Source organism: Bordetella genomosp. 1 (assembly GCF_002261335.1).
Classification (GTDB): domain Bacteria; phylum Pseudomonadota; class Gammaproteobacteria; order Burkholderiales; family Burkholderiaceae_B; genus Bordetella.
The window spans coordinates 814,621-831,917 of sequence record NZ_NEVL01000001.1 but is presented as its reverse complement, the minus strand read 5'-3'; the positions used below and the strand labels follow the sequence as shown (position 1 = coordinate 831,917).

General features: G+C 65.5%; 16 protein-coding genes and 1 other RNA gene. 8 read left to right on the top strand and 9 right to left on the bottom strand.

The window, feature by feature from the left end; all coding sequences use genetic code 11:
* Window positions 1–663 precede the first annotated feature (663 nt).
* Window positions 664–1,140 (bottom strand): Lrp/AsnC family transcriptional regulator, encoded by a 477-nt coding sequence (locus CEG14_RS03835; RefSeq protein WP_094825011.1) that lies wholly within the window; start codon window positions 1,138–1,140, stop codon window positions 664–666.
* Window positions 1,141–1,294: 154 nt separating this feature from the next.
* Between CEG14_RS03835 and hppD the strand changes: the two genes are divergently transcribed.
* Window positions 1,295–2,407, top strand: coding sequence for a 4-hydroxyphenylpyruvate dioxygenase (hppD, locus tag CEG14_RS03830; RefSeq protein ID WP_094825010.1), 1,113 nt, complete (start codon window positions 1,295–1,297; stop codon window positions 2,405–2,407).
* Between the two features lie 96 nt (window positions 2,408–2,503).
* Here the strand turns inward: hppD and msrA are convergent, their stop codons facing one another.
* The 3 genes from msrA to ilvD are packed head-to-tail and all read right to left on the bottom strand — an operon-like array spanning window position 2,504 to window position 5,073.
* Window positions 2,504–3,046, bottom strand: a complete 543-nt coding sequence (gene msrA / locus CEG14_RS03825) for a peptide-methionine (S)-S-oxide reductase MsrA (RefSeq protein ID WP_094825009.1) — start codon at window positions 3,044–3,046, stop codon at window positions 2,504–2,506.
* 16 nt (window positions 3,047–3,062) lie between these two features.
* Window positions 3,063–3,404 (bottom strand): c-type cytochrome, encoded by a 342-nt coding sequence (locus CEG14_RS03820; RefSeq protein ID WP_094825008.1) that lies wholly within the window; start codon window positions 3,402–3,404, stop codon window positions 3,063–3,065.
* Window positions 3,388–5,073, bottom strand: a complete 1,686-nt coding sequence (gene ilvD, locus CEG14_RS03815) for a dihydroxy-acid dehydratase (RefSeq protein ID WP_094825007.1) — start codon at window positions 5,071–5,073, stop codon at window positions 3,388–3,390. The genes CEG14_RS03820 and ilvD overlap by 17 nt, the downstream gene beginning before the upstream one ends.
* A gap of 73 nt (window positions 5,074–5,146) precedes the next feature.
* Between ilvD and lgt the strand changes: the two genes are divergently transcribed.
* Window positions 5,147–5,947 (top strand): prolipoprotein diacylglyceryl transferase, encoded by an 801-nt coding sequence (gene lgt / locus CEG14_RS03810; RefSeq protein WP_094825006.1) that lies wholly within the window; start codon window positions 5,147–5,149, stop codon window positions 5,945–5,947.
* On the opposite strand, the gene CEG14_RS03805 is transcribed toward lgt, so the two are convergent.
* The 4 genes from CEG14_RS03805 to CEG14_RS03790 form a co-directional block, all read right to left on the bottom strand.
* Window positions 5,910–6,698, bottom strand: coding sequence for an SIMPL domain-containing protein (locus CEG14_RS03805; RefSeq protein WP_256985570.1), 789 nt, complete (start codon window positions 6,696–6,698; stop codon window positions 5,910–5,912). The two genes, lgt and CEG14_RS03805, sit on opposite strands and share 38 nt — an antisense overlap.
* Window positions 6,699–6,946: 248 nt before the next feature.
* Window positions 6,947–7,132, bottom strand: a non-coding RNA gene (gene ssrS, locus CEG14_RS03800) — 6S RNA.
* 147 nt (window positions 7,133–7,279) lie between these two features.
* The gene (locus CEG14_RS03795) at window positions 7,280–7,591 is read right to left on the bottom strand and encodes a cell division protein ZapA (RefSeq protein WP_094825004.1); all 312 of its coding nucleotides are present in this window, start codon (window positions 7,589–7,591) and stop codon (window positions 7,280–7,282) included.
* Window positions 7,591–8,037: a hypothetical protein gene (locus tag CEG14_RS03790; protein WP_306437023.1), complete on the bottom strand. Its 447-nt coding sequence runs from the start codon at window positions 8,035–8,037 to the stop codon at window positions 7,591–7,593. Before CEG14_RS03790 ends, CEG14_RS03795 begins: the two co-directional genes overlap by 1 nt.
* 494 nt (window positions 8,038–8,531) lie before the next feature.
* Between CEG14_RS03790 and CEG14_RS03785 the strand changes: the two genes are divergently transcribed.
* The 5 genes from CEG14_RS03785 (at window position 8,532) to mqo (ending at window position 15,471) form a co-directional block, all read left to right on the top strand.
* Window positions 8,532–8,993, top strand: coding sequence for a tripartite tricarboxylate transporter TctB family protein (locus tag CEG14_RS03785; protein ID WP_094825003.1), 462 nt, complete (start codon window positions 8,532–8,534; stop codon window positions 8,991–8,993).
* 10 nt (window positions 8,994–9,003) lie between these two features.
* The gene (locus tag CEG14_RS03780) at window positions 9,004–10,509 is read left to right on the top strand and encodes a tripartite tricarboxylate transporter permease (RefSeq protein ID WP_094825002.1); all 1,506 of its coding nucleotides are present in this window, start codon (window positions 9,004–9,006) and stop codon (window positions 10,507–10,509) included.
* 190 nt (window positions 10,510–10,699) lie between these two features.
* Window positions 10,700–12,304, top strand: a complete 1,605-nt coding sequence (locus CEG14_RS03775; protein ID WP_094825001.1) for a gamma-glutamyltransferase family protein — start codon at window positions 10,700–10,702, stop codon at window positions 12,302–12,304.
* A 47-nt stretch (window positions 12,305–12,351) separates the two neighbouring features.
* Window positions 12,352–13,257, top strand: coding sequence for an NAD(P)-dependent oxidoreductase (locus CEG14_RS03770; protein WP_094825000.1), 906 nt, complete (start codon window positions 12,352–12,354; stop codon window positions 13,255–13,257).
* 489 nt (window positions 13,258–13,746) lie between these two features.
* Window positions 13,747–15,471, top strand: coding sequence for a malate dehydrogenase (quinone) (mqo, locus tag CEG14_RS03765; RefSeq protein ID WP_094824999.1), 1,725 nt, complete (start codon window positions 13,747–13,749; stop codon window positions 15,469–15,471).
* A 124-nt stretch (window positions 15,472–15,595) separates the two neighbouring features.
* Here mqo and CEG14_RS03760 read toward each other — a convergent pair whose 3' ends face one another.
* A complete protein-coding gene (locus CEG14_RS03760; RefSeq protein WP_094824998.1) occupies window positions 15,596–16,222 on the bottom strand; it encodes an FMN-dependent NADH-azoreductase in 627 nt (208 codons plus the stop codon).
* A 120-nt stretch (window positions 16,223–16,342) separates the two neighbouring features.
* Between CEG14_RS03760 and CEG14_RS03755 the strand changes: the two genes are divergently transcribed.
* Window positions 16,343–17,272, top strand: a complete 930-nt coding sequence (locus tag CEG14_RS03755; RefSeq protein WP_094824997.1) for a LysR family transcriptional regulator — start codon at window positions 16,343–16,345, stop codon at window positions 17,270–17,272.
* Window positions 17,273–17,297: the final 25 nt, after the last annotated feature.

Genomic DNA, 17,297 nt, shown 5'->3' with positions numbered 1-17,297 from the left:
TCTGCAGCTCATCGTGAGCAGCTTGTCGTTCGCGGCATCTACGCCTGACTCCCAACATGCCGCCGCTTCGAGCGGCCCTGGCTGCTTTCGCTGCATCCGGGTAAACCCTGATGTTTTGATTACTGCCAAGCCCGAAACTATAACACGATTTTTGCAGACCATGCAACTCAGGTCGCACATCCTGCAGCTCACCGTGCAACGCTGAAAAGTCCGGCGGGTCATTCGACTCACACCTGGGCCAAGCCCCACTCTCCTGCGTTGAAAGCCGCTTTTTCCGTCTCGCGTCCCACTCAAGTGGCAACCGCTTTGAGACCAGGAAACAGCTGCTTGCCGCTTCGGCTTCGTCGCTCGCATCAATGTGTGAGCAGCGAAGGGGGCGAACTATAGCACGGTTTTTTTGGCCGGGTGGCCGATGGCGCACTTTTTTTAATAAAACCGCAAAAAAGGGTGCGTACCACTATGACCGCGGCCCGGCGCGACGGCCGAAGATTGCCGCGCGCTATATATGGACGCACGGGCGATCGGTCCGGCCAGCCTCCTCTTGCCACCAGCGGCTCGCACCGCCACCCTATATATAAGAGACCCATATATATAAGGAGCGCCATGCCCCGCCGCCGGCCGGTTCCCTGTCGGAGACCGGCCCCTCTATATAAGGAGACAGGCTCAGATCCGCAGCTCGGTGGTTTCCTTGATCTGCTGGAGCGCGAAGAACGACTTCATGTCCACCACGGCGGGGTGCTGCATGAGCGTGTCCATGGCGAAACGCGAGAAGTGCGCCAGGTCGGCCACCTGGATCCGGATGAGGTAGTCCATGTCGCCGGACATCGCGTAGCACTCGACCACCTCGGGCCAGAGCTGTACGTCGCGGGCGAAGTCGCTCATGGGCGCGTGGCTGCCGCCCACGTGTTTGTTGAGCTTGATGGTGACGTAGGCCAGCAGGCCCAGCCCCACCCGCTCGGCGTCGACCAGCGCGACATAGCGCTTGATGTATCCCTGCTCCTCGAGCCGCCGGACCCGGCGCAGGCATGGGCTGGGAGACAGCGCCACGCGCTCGGCCAGTTCCTGGTTGCTGAGGCGTCCATCGCGCTGCAGCTCGGCCAAAATGCGCCGATCTGTTCGGTCCAGATCGATTTCGGGCATTGATAGCTCCTGATATGCGTATTTCGGCAATTATATTGCCGGGATAACCGTGTTTCGGGGCATATTTGCAATCATCTGCTCGCCCCCTCTGCCTACAATTTGCGTTCGCTCGTGCTCATCGAGCCAGGCACACAACATGACAACGGAGGCAGCCATGAGCAGCCAATTCCAGCCCTGGGACAATCCCATGGGCACCTCGGGTTTCGAATTCATCGAATACACCGCCCCCGATCCCGCCGCGCTGCGCAAGGTTTTCGAACTGCTGGGCTTCAAGGCGATCGCCAAGCACCGCCACAAGGATGTGACCCTATACCGCCAGGGCGGGATCAACTTCCTGATCAATGCCGAACCGGATTCCTTCGCACAACGTTTCGCGCGCCTGCATGGCCCGTCGATCTGTGCCATCGGCTTCCGCGTGGAAGACGCGGCGGCGGCCTACAAGCGCGCCCTCGAGCTGGGCGCCTGGGGCTTCGACTCGCACAGCGGCCCGATGGAACTGAACATCCCCGCCATCAAGGGCATCGGCGACTCGCTGATCTACCTGGTGGACCGTTGGCGCGGCAAGACCGGCCACGGCGGCATCGGCGACATCAGCATCTACGACGTGGACTTCGAGCCGCTCGACCCCGCCAATGCGCAGCAGGACCTCAACCACGTCGGCGCCGGCCTGTCGCTGGTCGATCACCTCACGCACAACGTGCACAAGGGCCGCATGGCCGAATGGGCCGAGTTCTACGAGCGCCTGTTCAACTTCCGTGAAGTGCGTTACTTCGACATCGAAGGCAAGGTCACCGGCGTGAAGTCGAAGGCCATGACCTCGCCGTGCGGCAACATCCGCATTCCGATCAACGAGGAAGGCACCGAGGAGAAGGGCCAGATCCAGGAATACCTGGACCTGTACCGCGGCGAGGGCATCCAGCACATCGCCATGGCGACCGAAGACATCTACGCCACGATCGAAGCGCTGCGCAAGACCGGCGTCGTGTTCCTCGACACCCCGGAAACGTATTACGAGCTGCTCGACCGCCGCATGCCGGATCACGGCGAAGACGTGGATCGCCTGCGCAAGAACCGCATCCTGCTCGACGGCGCCCCCGGCGGCGGCCTGCTGCTGCAGATCTTCACCGAAAACCAGATCGGCCCGATCTTCTTCGAGATCATCCAGCGCAAGGGCAACGAGGGTTTCGGCGAGGGCAACTTCAAGGCCCTGTTCGAATCGATCGAGCTCGACCAGATGCGCCGCGGCGTGCTCAAGACGGTCGAGTGATCGACCGGCTGCGCGGCAGCAAACGACAAAGCCCCACGGCAGCGATGCCGTGGGGCTTTTTGTCGGGCCGCGATCAGCCGCGTTGCGCCGCGAGGCTCAGCGCGCCAGGCGGTCGTGGAATTGCTTGCGGAACTTGGCCACCTTCGGTGCAATCACGAACTGGCAATAGCCCTGGTCGGGATGCAGGGCGAAGTAATCGCGGTGGTAATCCTCGGCCTGCCAGAAATGCGCGGGCGGGAGCAGCTTGGTCACGATGGGCGCGTCGTAGATGTGCGCGGCGTTGACCTCGTCGATCACGGCCTGGGCCTGGTCACGCTGGGTTTCGTTCTGCCAGAAGATGGCCGACTCGTATTGCGGCCCGACGTCGTTGCCCTGGCGGCCCGGCGTGGTGGGATCGTGCGTGGCGAAGAACACGCGCAGCAGGTCGCTGAAGCTCAGCTCGGCCGGATCGAATTCCACGCGCGCCACCTCGATGTGGCCGGTGTCCTTGCGGCAGACCTGTTCGTAGCTCGGGTTGTCGACGTGACCGCCGGCGTAGCCGGGCAACACGCTCACCACACCGCGCAGGTCCTTGAACACGGCTTCCACGCACCAAAAGCAGCCGCCACCCAGCAGCGCCACTTCCGTCGATTGCGACATGATGATGTTTCCTTTCTCAGGGCTTGGCGGGCGACAGGCTCAGCACCCACTCGGCCAATTGGCGCGCCTCTTCGGCGCTGACTTGGGATTGCGCCGGCATCGGCACGGCGCCCCAGGCGCCGCGGCCGCCATGCCGGATCTTGTTTGCCAGGTAATCGGCCGCCTCGGCCTGGCCGGCATAGCGCTCGGCCACGCTCTTGAGCGGCGGCCCCACCCGTTTGCTTTCGACCTGGTGACAGGCCATACAGGCCTTGTTCTTGGCCAGGTCCAGGCCGGTGGTCTGCGCCTGGGCCGGGGCCTGGGCGCCCGCGAGCGCCAGCCCCACGGCCAGCGCCGCCAAACTACTCTTCAAATGCATCGGTAACTGCCCCACGACTGGCGGAGCTGGCGAGATGGCCGAACTTGGCCAGGACGCCTCGGGTATAGCGCGGACTGGGCTGTTTCCAGTCGCGGCGACGAGCCGCCATTTCCTCGTCGCTGAGATTGAGCTGCAAGAGCAGCCTGTGGGCATCGATGGTAACCGAATCGCCCTCGCGTATCAGCGCGATCGGACCGCCGACATAGGCTTCCGGGGCGACGTGCCCCACCACCATGCCCCAGGTGCCGCCCGAAAAACGGCCGTCGGTGATGAGGCCGACGGTTTCGCCCAGCCCCTGGCCGATCAGGGCCGAAGTGGGCGCGAGCATTTCGCGCATGCCCGGGCCGCCCTTCGGGCCTTCATAGCGGATCACCACGATGTCGCCGTGCTGGATCTGGCGCGCCATGATGGCGGCCATCGCGTCGTCTTCGGAATCGAACACCCGCGCCGGACCGGTGATGACCGGATTCTTGAGCCCCGTGATCTTCGCCACGCAGCCCTCGGGCGAGAGATTGCCCTTGAGGATGGCGAGGTGTCCCTGCGGATAGAGCGCCTGGTCGATCGGATGGATCACGTCCTGCCCGGGGTCGGGCTGATCGGGCACGGCGGCAAGCACCTCGGCAATGGTCTGGCCCGAGATGGTCATGCACTCGCCATGCAGCAGACCCGCGTTGAGCAGGATCTTCATCACCTGCGGAATGCCGCCGGCGCGATGCAGATCCGTGGCGACATAGCGGCCCGAAGGCTTCAGGTCGCAGATCACCGGCACCTTGCGCCGCATGCGCTCGAAATCGTCGATGGTCCAGGGCACCTCGGCGGCATGGGCGATCGCCAGGAAATGCAGCACGGCGTTGGTCGAGCCGCCGGTGGCCATGATGACCGCGACGGCGTTTTCGATGGATTCACGCGTGATGATGTCGCGCGGCTTGCGATTGGCCCGCACCGCGTCGACCAGCACGCGCGCCGACTCGGCCGCCGACGCGACCTTCTCGTCGTCTTCGTTGGCCATGGTGCTGGAGTACGGCAGACTCATGCCCATGGCCTCGAACGCCGAGCTCATGGTGTTGGCGGTGTACATGCCGCCGCAGGAGCCGGAGCCGGGGATAGCGCACTGCTCGATCTGCTTGAACTCGGTTTCGTCCATGCGCCCCATGGTGAACTCGCCGACCGCCTCGAATACCGACACGATGGTGAGGTCCTTGCCCTTGTGCCGGCCCGGCTTGATGGTGCCGCCGTAGACATAGATGCCCGGCACGTTGCTGCGCGCCAGCGCGATCATGCCGCCCGGCATGTTTTTGTCGCAACCGCCGATCACGACCACGCCGTCCATCCACTGGCCCTGCACCGCGGTCTCGATGCAATCGGCGATGACCTCGCGCGACACGAGCGAATACTTCATGCCTTCGGTGCCCATCGACATGCCGTCTGAAATGGTGGGCGTGCCGAAGACCTGCGGGTTGGCCTGGGCGCTGCGCACGGCCTCGATCGCCGCGTCGGCGAGCCGCTGCAGGCCGCTATTACAGGGGGTGATGGTGGAATGGCCGTTGGCCACGCCGATCATGGGATTGGCGAAATCGGTTTCGCGATAGCCGAGGCCGTAGTACATGGCCCGGTTGGGCGCGCGAGCGACGCCTTCGGTGATATGACGGGAACGTTCGTTGTGCGGCATGGTCTTGTCTCCTTACCCTGCGATCGAATCATTCGCCGGTTATTATCGACCATCTTTCTCTGCCGGGCGCAACATGCTTCAGTACCCACAATTCGACCCCATTGCATTGCAGATCGGCCCTCTGGCGATCCACTGGTATGGCCTGATGTACCTGGTGGCGTTCGCCCTGGTGTATGGCCTGGGCCGCTATCGCATCTCCCAGGGCAAGGGCGGCGCCATGACGGCGCGCGGGCTCGAAGACCTGATCTTCTACAGCGTGCTGGGCGTAGTGGTGGGCGGCCGCCTGGGCTACGTGCTGTTCTACAAGCCGGGCTACTACCTCAGCAATCCGCTCGAGATCCTGTATCTGTGGCAAGGCGGCATGGCCTTCCACGGCGGCCTGATCGGCGTGATCGTCGTGATGCTGCTGTTCGCACGCAAGCAGAAGATGCCCTTCTTCGCCGTGGCCGATTTCATCGCGCCGCTGATCCCGCTCGGGCTCGGCGCGGGCCGGCTGGGCAACTTCATCAACGGTGAATTGTGGGGCCGTCCCACCGACGTGCCGTGGGCGATGGTGTTCCCGGGATCCGGCGACGGCCTCGCACGCCACCCGTCGCAGCTCTATGAGCTGGGCCTGGAAGGCATCGTGCTGTTCGGCATCCTGTGGTGGTTTTCGAGCAAGCCGCGCCCGCTGGGCCAGGTGAGCGCGCTGTTCCTGATGGGCTATGGCGCGTTCCGTTTCCTCGTGGAATTCACGCGCGAGCCCGACAACTTCCTGGGCCTGCTGGCCGGCGGAATGAGCATGGGTCAATGGCTGTCGCTGCCCATGTTCCTCGCCGGCCTGGCGCTCTTCGTGTTTACTGCAAAACGATCGTCCCGCTCACCGTCACACTGACCGTGACCTCGCCGGCTTCCAGCGGAACGCCGGCGGCACCTTCCGCGCTGTCCTTGGCCATCATCATCGGCGCGGGCATGCGCGGCATCGGCACTTCGCCACCGCCGCTCAGGTCGATCTTCGACAGCTGATATCCCTTGAAGCCGAAGGCGGTCGACGCCGCCAGCGCGCGCTCGCGGAAGGCGTTGGCGGCCTGCGTCAACAGCTTGCGCTCCTCAGCCTCACGCGCCTCGGGCGACAGCAGGAACTGGATGTTGGCGATGGCGGTCTTGTCGCCCAGCTTGCTGGCGAGATCCGAGGCCGCCTCGAAATCCTTCGACTCCAGAATGATCTGCCCCTGGCCGCGCCAGTTGGTGATCTTGCCCTTGCTGCTGGAGTTGGGCCAGACGTTGTAGCCGCCCGAGCGCACTTCCACGCCCTTCGCATCCTTGGCGCGCTTGACCACGTCGTCGAGCGCGGCGGACAGGCGCTTGCCGACGGTGGCCTGGTCGGCCGCCTCCAGCTCCACCGCCAGGGTGATGCGCACGGTGTCCTGCTTGACCTCGGTGGAGGCGCCGGCCTGCAGGTTCAGCTCGGGGCCGCGGCTGGTGTTGCTCGCCGTCTCGGTGGTGCCGGCCGCGGGAGCATTCTGCGCAAACACGGCGGGCGCGAACGCCATGGCCAGGGCCGCACCGCAGGCGGCGGCCAGGCGGGTGAGCGCCGGCATGGCCGGGCGGGCCGGAAGAAATTCGGAACGCTGGGAATGGGTCATCGCAACAACCTTTAGAGTGTGACGCCGGACGATGCGCGGGGGCACAGCCCTGTACGCGGCGGCGGGCAACCGGCACCCGCGCGCAAGCAGAAAGCTATCAGGTATGGAACGGGTGCGCGCGCCACAGTGCAATGATCTGTAAGCGCGCGTGTGCGCAGGCGACGCGCAGGCGGGTTCGCGAAAGCGATTGAAAGAATCGGGAGACTTGCCGGGGGGCCGCAAGCCTGCGCAAAGCAGGCTTGCGGAAGAAATGCCCCGCGGGTGCCGTCTAGGCCGGCATCTCGAACCCTGAGGTTCAAGGTGGTCGCGTTCCGAAGAGCCTTGGGTTCATCCCCGGAGGGACAATCACGCCAGCTCGACACTCCCGCAACCAATATGCCATAAGACATAGGTTCAGAGAATGTATGGCCAAGTCACGAACACCGCAGGGACAACCGGTGGGGCAAGCATCCCGGCGCGCCGCGCTGGCGCACCACGATCAGGCTTCTTGCCGGGGAAGTCTGCGGGTGGCGGCAGGGCTTGCGCCCTGACTGCCGGGCACCATCACTGGCGCCCTTGAACCCGAAAGAACCGCCGCTCGCTCAGAGCAGCTTTTCCTGGCCCGACAACGCATCGTCGAGCATCGTGTTCATTTCCTCAATTCTACGCTTGAAGTCGCCGACCGCCAAACCGCCCAGCGGACCGTCGGGGGCTTTCATGGCGAGCAGTTCGCCAGCGATCTGCAGCGCGGCCATCACGGCGATGCGCTCGTTGCTGGAAACTTTGCCGGTGCCCTGGATGCGCAGCATCAGTTGGTCGACGTGACGCACGGCGGCCAGGACGGTGGGCTTTTCTTCGGCCGAGCACGCGAGCGAGTAGTCGCGGCCCAGCAGGTTGATATCGATACGTTCCATCAGTGCTGCTCCTCGGCGGCCGCGCCGGGCAGGCGGGCCAGCACGGCGTCGATGCGCTCGCGGGCCGAAGCGGCAGCCACGCGCAGGCGCTGCAGTTCGTTGTCGCGCGACAGCAGGCTGCCCTGCAGTTCGGCTTCGCGAGCCGCGGCGCGCGCTTCGAGCGCATGGCGGTCGGCGGATTCGCGGGCGAGCTCTTCGCGCAGCGAGGCTTCGGCGCGCTGCGTTTCGGCGCGCAGGAGTTCTGCGGCGGAGTCGTGTTCACGGGCGCGCGCGTTGAGCGACTGGAATTCGGCTTCGCGTTCGGCATAGCGTGCCTGCAGCGCGCGGTGCTCCGCTTCGCTTTCGTTCAGGCGGATACGCAACGCGTCGCGCTCGGCGTGAAGCTGCCGGGTGCGCTGCACCAATTGCCCGATTCGGGCGGCGAGTTGGTCGAGGTCATGCAACATGGGCGCTATCGTAAACCATCCGGAAGCGGATCGGGCCCCTTCACGCAAGCTGAGAAACACGGCAATATTCAGTAGAACCTGAAAGCGAATTGCCAGAAGGCTTTCACAGGGCCCCGCCAGCGGGCGCAAAAGTCGGACGACCGGGTCGACTTTCACCATCCTTTCTTCAAGCTTTCAATCTGCTTTCAAAACACCTTCAATCCGCGCTGCGGGTTACATCTGAAGGCAGGATCATCCCCTATACAGGCGAATTTCTAGGGAAAACCCCGAGCTCAGGCGCTGGCTCCAGGGTTTGTTTTGCGCTTGCCCTCCATTAGTATTCGGCCTTCAAAAAAGCCTTTTCCGCTTTCAAAAGAGGCGAATCGAGCTTTCAAAGAACAACAAATGGCACCCTCAAGTGCCTTTTTTGCGCCCGTCGCCTGCGACCAACATTGGTCAGACTACGCCCGGGCTTGAGCCTTATCTACATGCTGTAAAACAGGAGCCAACCAATCATGCAGCTACGCAATCGGCAGGACTTCTGGTCGGGGGTGATGTTCATCGCCCTTGGACTGGGATTCGCCTGGCAGGCAAGCAGCTACCAAATGGGTACTGCCGCCCGCATGGGCCCGGGGTATTTCCCCTTCTGGCTGGGACTCGTCCTGGCATTGCTGGGTGCGGTCGTTCTGATCGGATCGCTGGCCAAGAAGGCCACCGAAACGCATGTCGACCGCTTCGACTGGCGCATCGTGTTCCTCGTCGTGGGCTCGGTGATCCTCTATGGCGTGCTCCTGAAACTTCTGGGCGTGTACATCTCGGTGTTCATCCTGGTCGTCACCAGCAGCCTGGCGAGCCACGAGTTCAGTCTCAAGGTGGCCGTTGCCAACGGTATTTTCCTGGTGGTGTTCGCGTACCTGGCCTTCATCAAGGGCCTGGGCCTGATCTTCCCGCTGTGGCCGTCGTTTCTGAGCAATTAAGGAGAGCCACATGGAATTGTTTGACAACCTGATGATGGGTTTCGGCGTGGCCTTCACGCCCGAAAACCTGGCATACGCCCTGCTGGGCTGCATTCTCGGCACGCTGATCGGCGTGCTCCCCGGCATTGGCCCCGTGCCGACCATCGCGATGCTGCTGCCGATCACCTACGTGCTGCCCCCGGTGGCCGGTCTGATCATGCTTGCCGGTATCTACTACGGCGCGCAGTACGGCGGCTCCACGACTGCGATCCTGGTGGCGCTACCCGGTGAGACATCCGCGGTGGTGACCGTGCTGGACGGTCACCAGATGGCGCGCAACGGCCGCGCCGGCGCCGCACTGGCCATCGCTGCACTCGGTTCGTTCTTCGCCGGTTGCGTGGCCACCCTGCTGCTGGCCTGGGTCGCTCCCGAACTGGCCGAGCTGGCCTTCAAGTTCGGTCCTGCCGAATACTTCTCGCTGATGGTGCTCGGCCTGGTTGGCGCCGTGGTGCTGGCCTCGGGCTCGCTGCCCAAGGCAATCGCGATGATCATCCTGGGCCTGCTGCTCGGCATGGTCGGCACCGACGTGAACTCGGGTGTCGCCCGCTTCGACTTCGGCGTGCCCGAACTGCAGGACGGCATCGACTTCGCCATCGTGGCCATGGGCGTGTTCGGCTTCGCCGAAATCATGACCAACCTCGAGCAGAAGGAAAACCGCGTCGACATCACCGACAAGATCGGCTCGCTGTATCCCAACAAGCAGGAATTCAAGGAAGCTGCCCCGGCCGTGCTGCGTGGCACCGCCCTGGGTTCGGCCCTGGGCATCCTGCCGGGCGGTGGCGCCGTGCTGTCGTCGTTCGCGTCGTACACCCTCGAGAAGAAGATCTCGAAGAACCCCGAGCGCTTCGGCAAGGGCCACCCGGCCGGCCTGGCGGGTCCGGAATCGGCGAACAACGCCGCAGCCCAGACCTCGTTCATCCCGCTGCTGACCCTGGGTATCCCAGGCAACGCCGTGATGGCGCTGATGGTGGGTGCGATGACCATCCACAACATCCAGCCCGGCCCGCAGGTCATGACCAGCCACCCGGAACTGTTCTGGGGCCTGATCGCCTCGATGTGGATCGGCAACCTGATGCTGGTGGTGCTGAACCTGCCGCTGATCGGCCTGTGGGTCAAGCTGCTCAAGGTGCCCTACCGCATCCTGTTCCCGGCGATCCTGGTGTTCTGCACGATCGGTGTGTATTCGCTCAACTACAACACCTTCGACATCTTCATCACGGCAATCTTCGGCGTGATCGGTTATGTGTGGTCGAAGCTGAAGTGCGAAGGCGCGCCGCTGCTGCTGGGTCTGGTGCTGGGCCCCATGATGGAAGAAAACTTCCGTCGCGCCCTGCTGCTGTCGCGTGGCGACTTCGGTACCTTCGTGACGCGCCCGCTGTCGGCTTCGCTGCTGGCCGTGGCCCTGTTCCTGGTGGTGCTGGTGGCCCTGCCTGCGATCCGCAAGAAGCGCCAAGAGACCTTCGTGGAAGAAGACTGAGCCTGACGCCGGCGCGAGCCGGCCTCCAGCCGGAAACCGGGCCCCGCGTGGGCCCGGTTTTTTTTCGTCTGAAAATCCCTGCCGGCCGCCACGGAGGATTGCAGACCGACATGGCTCTGGCACAGCGCAAACGAGGAACCCGGACGCTCAGTTAAGCTAGGGGTTTACCCGTGTCGTATCGAATCGCCCCATGATGTTCGATTGGACCAACCCCTATCCCAGCGTTCGCCTTCCCGTCTTTGCCCGCAATGCCGTCGCGACCTCCCAGCCGCTGGCCGCGCAGGCGGGCCTGCGCATGCTGGCGCAAGGCGGCAATGCCGTGGACGCCGCCATCGCGGCGGCCGCGACCCTGGCGATCGTCGAACCGGTCAGCAATGGCCTGGGCGCCGACTGTTTCGCCATCGTCTGGGACGGCGCGCGCCTGCACGGCCTGAATGCCTCCGGTCCGGCGCCGGCGCGCTGGAGCATCGATTACTTCAAGCGCAAGCACCCGGGCGGCATTCCGATGCGCGGCTGGGACAGCGTGACGGTGCCGGGCGCGGTGGCGGGCTGGGTGGCATTGCACGGCCGCTTCGGCCGGCTCGATCTCGACACCGTGCTGGCGCCCGCCCAGGAATACGCCGAGCGCGGCTACGCCGTGACGCCGGTGGTGCAACACAAATGGGCCGCCCAGGTCGATGCGCTGCAGGACCAGCCCGGCTACGCCGAGCACTTCCTGCCCGACGGCCATGCCCCGCGCGTGGGCCAGCGCGTGAGCCTGCCGGACGCGGCCCGCACCCTGGCGCGCATCGCCCGCAGCGCGGGCCGTGATTTCTATGAAGGCGAGACCGCGCACAAGCTGGTGGCGCACGCGCAGGCGCACGAGGCCGCGCTCACGCTGGCCGATCTGCGCGACTTCCAACCCGAGTGGGTCGAGCCGCTCGGGCAGGACTACCGCGGCCACACGCTGTATCAGCTGCCGCCCAACGGCCAGGGCATGGCGGCGCTGATCGCGCTGGGCATCCTGCAGCATTTCGAGCTGGCGCAGCGGCCGGTGGACCATCCCGAGACGCAACACATCATGCTGGAGGCGATGAAGCTGGCCTTCGCCGACGTGTATACGCACGTGGCCGACCCGGCCCACATGCGGGTCACGCCGGCACAGCTGCTCGACCCCGCCTATCTCGCCGAGCGCGCGCGCCAGATCGACCTGCGCCGCGCGCGCATCTTCAGCCCGGGCCAGGCCCCGCAGGGCGGCACCGTCTATCTCACCACGGCCGACCGGCACGGCATGATGGTGAGCTTCATCCAGTCGAACTACATGGGCTTCGGCTCGGGCGTGGTCGTGCCGGGCACCGGCGTCAGCCTGCAGAACCGCGGCCATGCGTTCTCCACCGACCCCGCCCATCCGAATGCGGTGGCCGGCGGCAAGCGGCCGTTCCACACCATCATTCCGGCGCTGCTGATGCGCGACGGGGCGCCGCAGATGAGCTTTGGCGTGATGGGCGGCAACATGCAGCCGCAGGGCCATGTGCAGACCCTGGTGCGCATGCTCGATTACGCCCAGCAGCCGCAGGCAGCATGCGACGCGCCGCGCTGGAAATGGAACCGCGGGCTGTCGGTCGATGCCGAGTGCGCGCTCTGTCCCGCCGTGGTCGACGGGCTGCGCGCGCGCGGGCACCTGCTCGAGCGCATCGCCGACCCCTGCACCGACTTCGGCTCGGGGCAGTTCATCTGGCGCCTGGGCGATCCGGGCGTAGACGGCTACGTGGCGGCCAGCGACAGTCGGCGCGACGGGCTCGCCGCGGGCTTTTGATTGCGGTAAGGTAATCGCCTCTTTCGCACCTCACCGGAGTTCCCCGCATGGCAAGCATCGGTTCCAAGAGCTATGACAACGTGACGCCGCAGCGCGTCGCCTTCCTGGGCATGGGCGTCATGGGCCTGCCCATGGCCGGCCACCTCGCGCGCGCGGGCCACACCGTGACGGTGTACAACCGCTCCCCGGCCAAGGCCGAAGCCTGGGTCGCCGAGTTCGGCGGCAAGCACGCCCCCACGCCGCGCGAAGCCGCGCTGGACGCGGACATCGTGTTTGCCTGCGTGGGCAACGATGACGACCTGCGCAGCGTGGTGCTGGGCGAGAACGGCGCGTTCGCCGGCATGAAGGCGGGCGCCGTGTTCGTGGATCACACCACCGCCTCGGCCGACGTGGCCCGCGAGCTCTACGCGAAGGCCCGCGAGCTGGGCCTGCAGTTCATCGACGCCCCCGTGTCGGGCGGCCAGGCCGGCGCGGTCAACGGCGTGCTGACGGTCATGTGCGGCGGCGAGCAGGCCGTGTTCGACGCCATCCGCCCGGTGGCGCTGGCCTTCGGCCGCGCGGTCACGCTGGTGGGCGAGCCGGGCGCGGGCCAGCTGGCCAAGATGGTCAACCAGATCTGCATCGCGGGCCTGGTTCAGGGCCTGTCCGAAGCGATCGCGTTCGGCCAGCAGGCCGGCCTCGACATGAAGCAGGTGCTCGACGTGATCAGCAAGGGCGCCGCCCAGAGCTGGCAGATGGAAAACCGCGGCAAGACCATGGTCGACGGCCAGTTCGAGTTCGGCTTCGCGGTCGACTGGATGCGCAAGGACCTGGGCCTGGTGCTCGCCGAAGCGCGCAACAACGGCGCCCGCGTGCCCGTGACCGCACTGGTCGATCAGTTCTATGCCGACGTGCAAAAGATGGGCGGCGGCCGCTGGGACACCTCCAGCCTCATCAAGCGCCTGCGCGACTGACGCTGTCCGGGGGCCGGACAGGCCTCTTGCATTGCTGTGCGATAATCCTTCGCATCTCGCACGGAGCCGTTTGCCCGGGGCTGTTCTGGGCACGACGGCTCCCGTTGCGCGCCCTGCGCAACGCGATGGCAGCGCGCCCGCCGTGGCCCTGCTCCCGCACCGACGTGCCTGGCAACACCTCCATGATTCTGCGCACCTGTTGATGCCCACCCGCTGACCTCGCTTGCCGCCACTCGTCTGGCGGCGCGGCGTCACGCGGACGGCCTTGCGGCCGGCTCGACAGCAGATGAGGCATGCCGGCACGAGGCCGGATCCCTTTCCCGTTTCGTTTTCGGCCTGCGCCCCGCGCGGGCCGGCCGTCACGCGCAAGCCCGTCTTGGGCGGCCTGCGCGCGGCGCTTTCATGGAGGCTCGCAACCACCCGTTTTTCTCGATGTTCCTGCATAAAAACAAAAACATATAACCCTCTCAAACAGAAGGTACTCAACCCATGAGAAAGTTTCTCAAGATCGTGGGCAGCCTGGCTGCACTGGCGATAATTGCACTGACGTTGTTCCTGTACTGGCCGCTGCACCAGCGTTCGGTGCCCGCAGCCGAAAACGAAAAACCCGTCGACGTCGTCCTGGTGGGCGGCGGTGTCATGAGCGTCACGCTCGCCACCTACCTGCAGGAACTGCAGCCGGACTGGCGCGTGGAACTCTTCGAACGCCTCGATGGCGTGGCGCTGGAAAGCTCCAACGGCTGGAACAACGCCGGCACCGGTCACTCGGGCTTCGCCGAACTGAACTACACGCCCGAGATGCCCGACGGTTCGGTCGACATCAAGCGAGCGATCGGCATTGCCGAGCAGTTCGAGATCTCGCGCCAGTTCTGGGCGCACCAGGTCAAGGCCGGCCGTCTGGGCCAGCCCTCCGACTTCATCAATCCGACGGGCCACATGAGCTTCGTCTGGGGCGAAGACCGCATCGAGTATCTGCGCAAGCGCCAGGAAGCGCTGGTGAAGAGCCCGCTGTTCTACGGCATGGAATATTCGACCGATCCCGAGCAGATCAAGAAGTGGGCGCCGCTGCTGATGGAAGGCCGCGATCCCAAGCAGAAGGTGGCCGCCACCTACATGCCGCTGGGTACCGACGTGAACTTCGGTGTCATCACGAACCAGCTGACGCAGGGCCTGCAACGCAATCCGAACTTCAAGCTGCAGCTGCAGCATGAGGTGACCGCGCTGCGCCAGAACGACGACAAGACGTGGAACGTCACCGTCAAGGATCTGAAGAGCGGCCAGGAACGCACGGTGAAGTCGCGCTTCGTGTTCATCGGCGCCGGTGGCGCGTCGCTCAAGCTGCTGCAGCTCTCGGGCATCCCGGAATCGAAGAACTACGCCGGCTTTCCGGTGGGCGGACAGTTCCTCGCGTTCGACGCCGATTCGATCGCGGGCCGCCACAACGTGAAGGCCTACGGCATGGCCGATACCGACTCGCCCCCGATGTCGGTGCCTCACCTGGATGCGCGCAAGCTCGATGGCAAGCCGGTGGTGCTGTTCGGGCCGTTTGCGCTCTACACGACCAAGTTCCTCAAGCAGGGCTCGGCCTTCGACCTGTTCTCGTCGGTGAATCACAACAACGTGACCGCCATGACGAGCGTGGGCATCGAAAACCTCGACCTGGTGAAGTACCTCATCAACCAGGCCATGCTGACCGACGACGATCGCCAGGCGCAGGTGCTGAAGTACTTCCCCCACGCCAAGCGCGAAGACTGGCGCCTGGTGACTGCGGGTGAACGCGTGCAGGTCATCAAGCGCGATCCGGAGAAAGGCCCGATCCTGCAGTTCGGCACCGAAATCGTGACCGACAAGGACAACACGATCGCCGCGCTGCTGGGCGCGTCGCCCGGTGCCTCGACCTCGCCGCCGATCATGCTGAACGTGCTGGCCCGTGCTTTCCCCAAGGAAATGGAAGCCGGCTGGAAGGCGCGCCTGAAGGAGATCATTCCTTCCTACGGGCAGAAGCTGAACGACAGCCCGGCGCTGACCAACCAGATCCGCACCCTGACGAGCCAGGCGCTGAACCTGCCGTACGTGGAGGTGCCGGTGCCCGGCACCGACGCGCCCGCCGCCGCGGCCCCGGCCGCCACGGCGCCGGTGCCCACTCCCGCGCCCGCGCCCGCCCCGGCGCCGGTGCCCTCGCGTAATGCCAACACCGAAATGCAGGCACTCTGAGCCCGCTGTCGTGTCGCGGTAAAAGCAAAGCCCGGCTGGAGAAAACTCCAGCCGGGCTTTTTGTTGCGGGCGGCCAACTGCGGGCGGCAAGCTGCGGGCGGCAAGCAGCCGCTGCGCGCGGCGCTCAGGCGGCGAGCGCGGACTCGGGCTGGGCGATCAGCGCGTCGATGCGCTGCTTCGCCAGGGCCAGGCCTTCCGCCGCGGCGAGTTCGCCCATCGCCATGCCTTCGGCGGCGATGTAGGTCACGTCGGTCATGCCGAGGAACGCGAACATCTGCGTCAGGTACGGCGTCATGGTGTCGCCGGGCGTGCCTTCGGCCTTGCCGCCGCGGGCGATCAGCGTCAGCACTTGCTTACCCTTTACCAGTCCCTCGGGCACCCCTTCCGGCGTATAACGGAACGTGACGCCGGCGCGCGCCAGGTAGTCCAGATAGCTCTTGAACTGGGCCGGCATGTTGAAGTTGTAGACCGGCAGCGCGAACACCACGCGGTCGGCGGCCTGCAACTCGGCGATCAGCGCGTCGCTCAGCGCGACGATTTCCTGCTGGGCCGGCGTGCGGGCCTCGGCGGGCGTGAACAGCGCGCCGACGGTGTTGCCGTCGAAGTACGGCACCGGGTCCGTGGACAGATCGCGGATCACGATGCTGCCGGCCGGATCGGCGGCCCGGGTGCGGGCGATCAGGTGGTCGGCCAGTTGGCGGGAGTTGGAACGATCACCGAGGATCGAGGTCAGTACGACAAGCGTCTTCATGAGAATTTCTCCGTGTGGCGGCGGCTTGCCGCGCTAAGCATGTCGACACTGTAGAACGCTTCATTAGAACCATAAACCCGGTTAAGATGAACTAAAAGTTCTATAGGTAGAACAATCGAGATGCACGATCTCAACGATCTCTTCTATTTCGCCCAGGTCGTGGACCAGGGCGGCTTCAGCGCCGCGGCCCGTGCGCTGGACATCCCCAAATCGCGCCTGTCGCGCCGCATCTCGCAGCTCGAGGAGCGCCTCGGCGTGCGCCTCCTGCAGCGCACGACGCGGCGCCTGCGCCTCACGACGGCGGGCGAACGCTACCTCCATTACTGCCGCGAAATGGCGGTGTCGGCACGTGCCGCCGAAGAGGCCATGCGCCAGCTGCAGACCGAGCCTGCCGGTCCCGTGGTGGTGAGCTGCCCGGTGTCGATCGCGCAGCAACTGCTGGCGCCGCTCTTGCCGGAGTTCATGGACGCCTGGCCGGCAGTCTCGGTGCAGTTGATGGTGACGAACCGGCGGGTCGACCTCATCAACGAGGGCGTGGACCTCGCGCTGCGGGTCCGCACGCGGCTCGACACCGACGCGGAGCTGGTGGTGCGCCAGCTCGGCATCGCGAGCGGCACGCTGGTGGCCAGCCCGGCCTATCTGCAGCGCCACGGCACGCCCGACACCCCGCAGGACCTCGCCGGCCATGCGACGCTGAGCTTCAACGACCCGCAGGCGGAGGTGGCCTGGCCGCTGCGCAACGGCAAGGGCGAATCGATCGAGGTCACGGTGCAGCCGCAGCTCTGCTGCAACGACTTCATCGTGCTGACCGAGGCCGCCGTGCGCGGCCGCGGCATCGCGCTGCTGCCCTCGGTGGCGACGCAGGCCGAGATCCGCCGCGGCGAGCTGGTGACCGTGTTGCCCGACTGGCAGTCGCCCGAAGGCATCGTGCACTGCATTTATCCGTCGCGCCGCGGCATGATCCCGGCGGTCCGCACCTTCGTCGACTTCCTGTTCGAACGGCTGCCGCCGCGCTACCAGCAGCTCGGCATGAAGCCGATCGCGCGCTGACGAAAAAAAGGCGACCCACGGGATC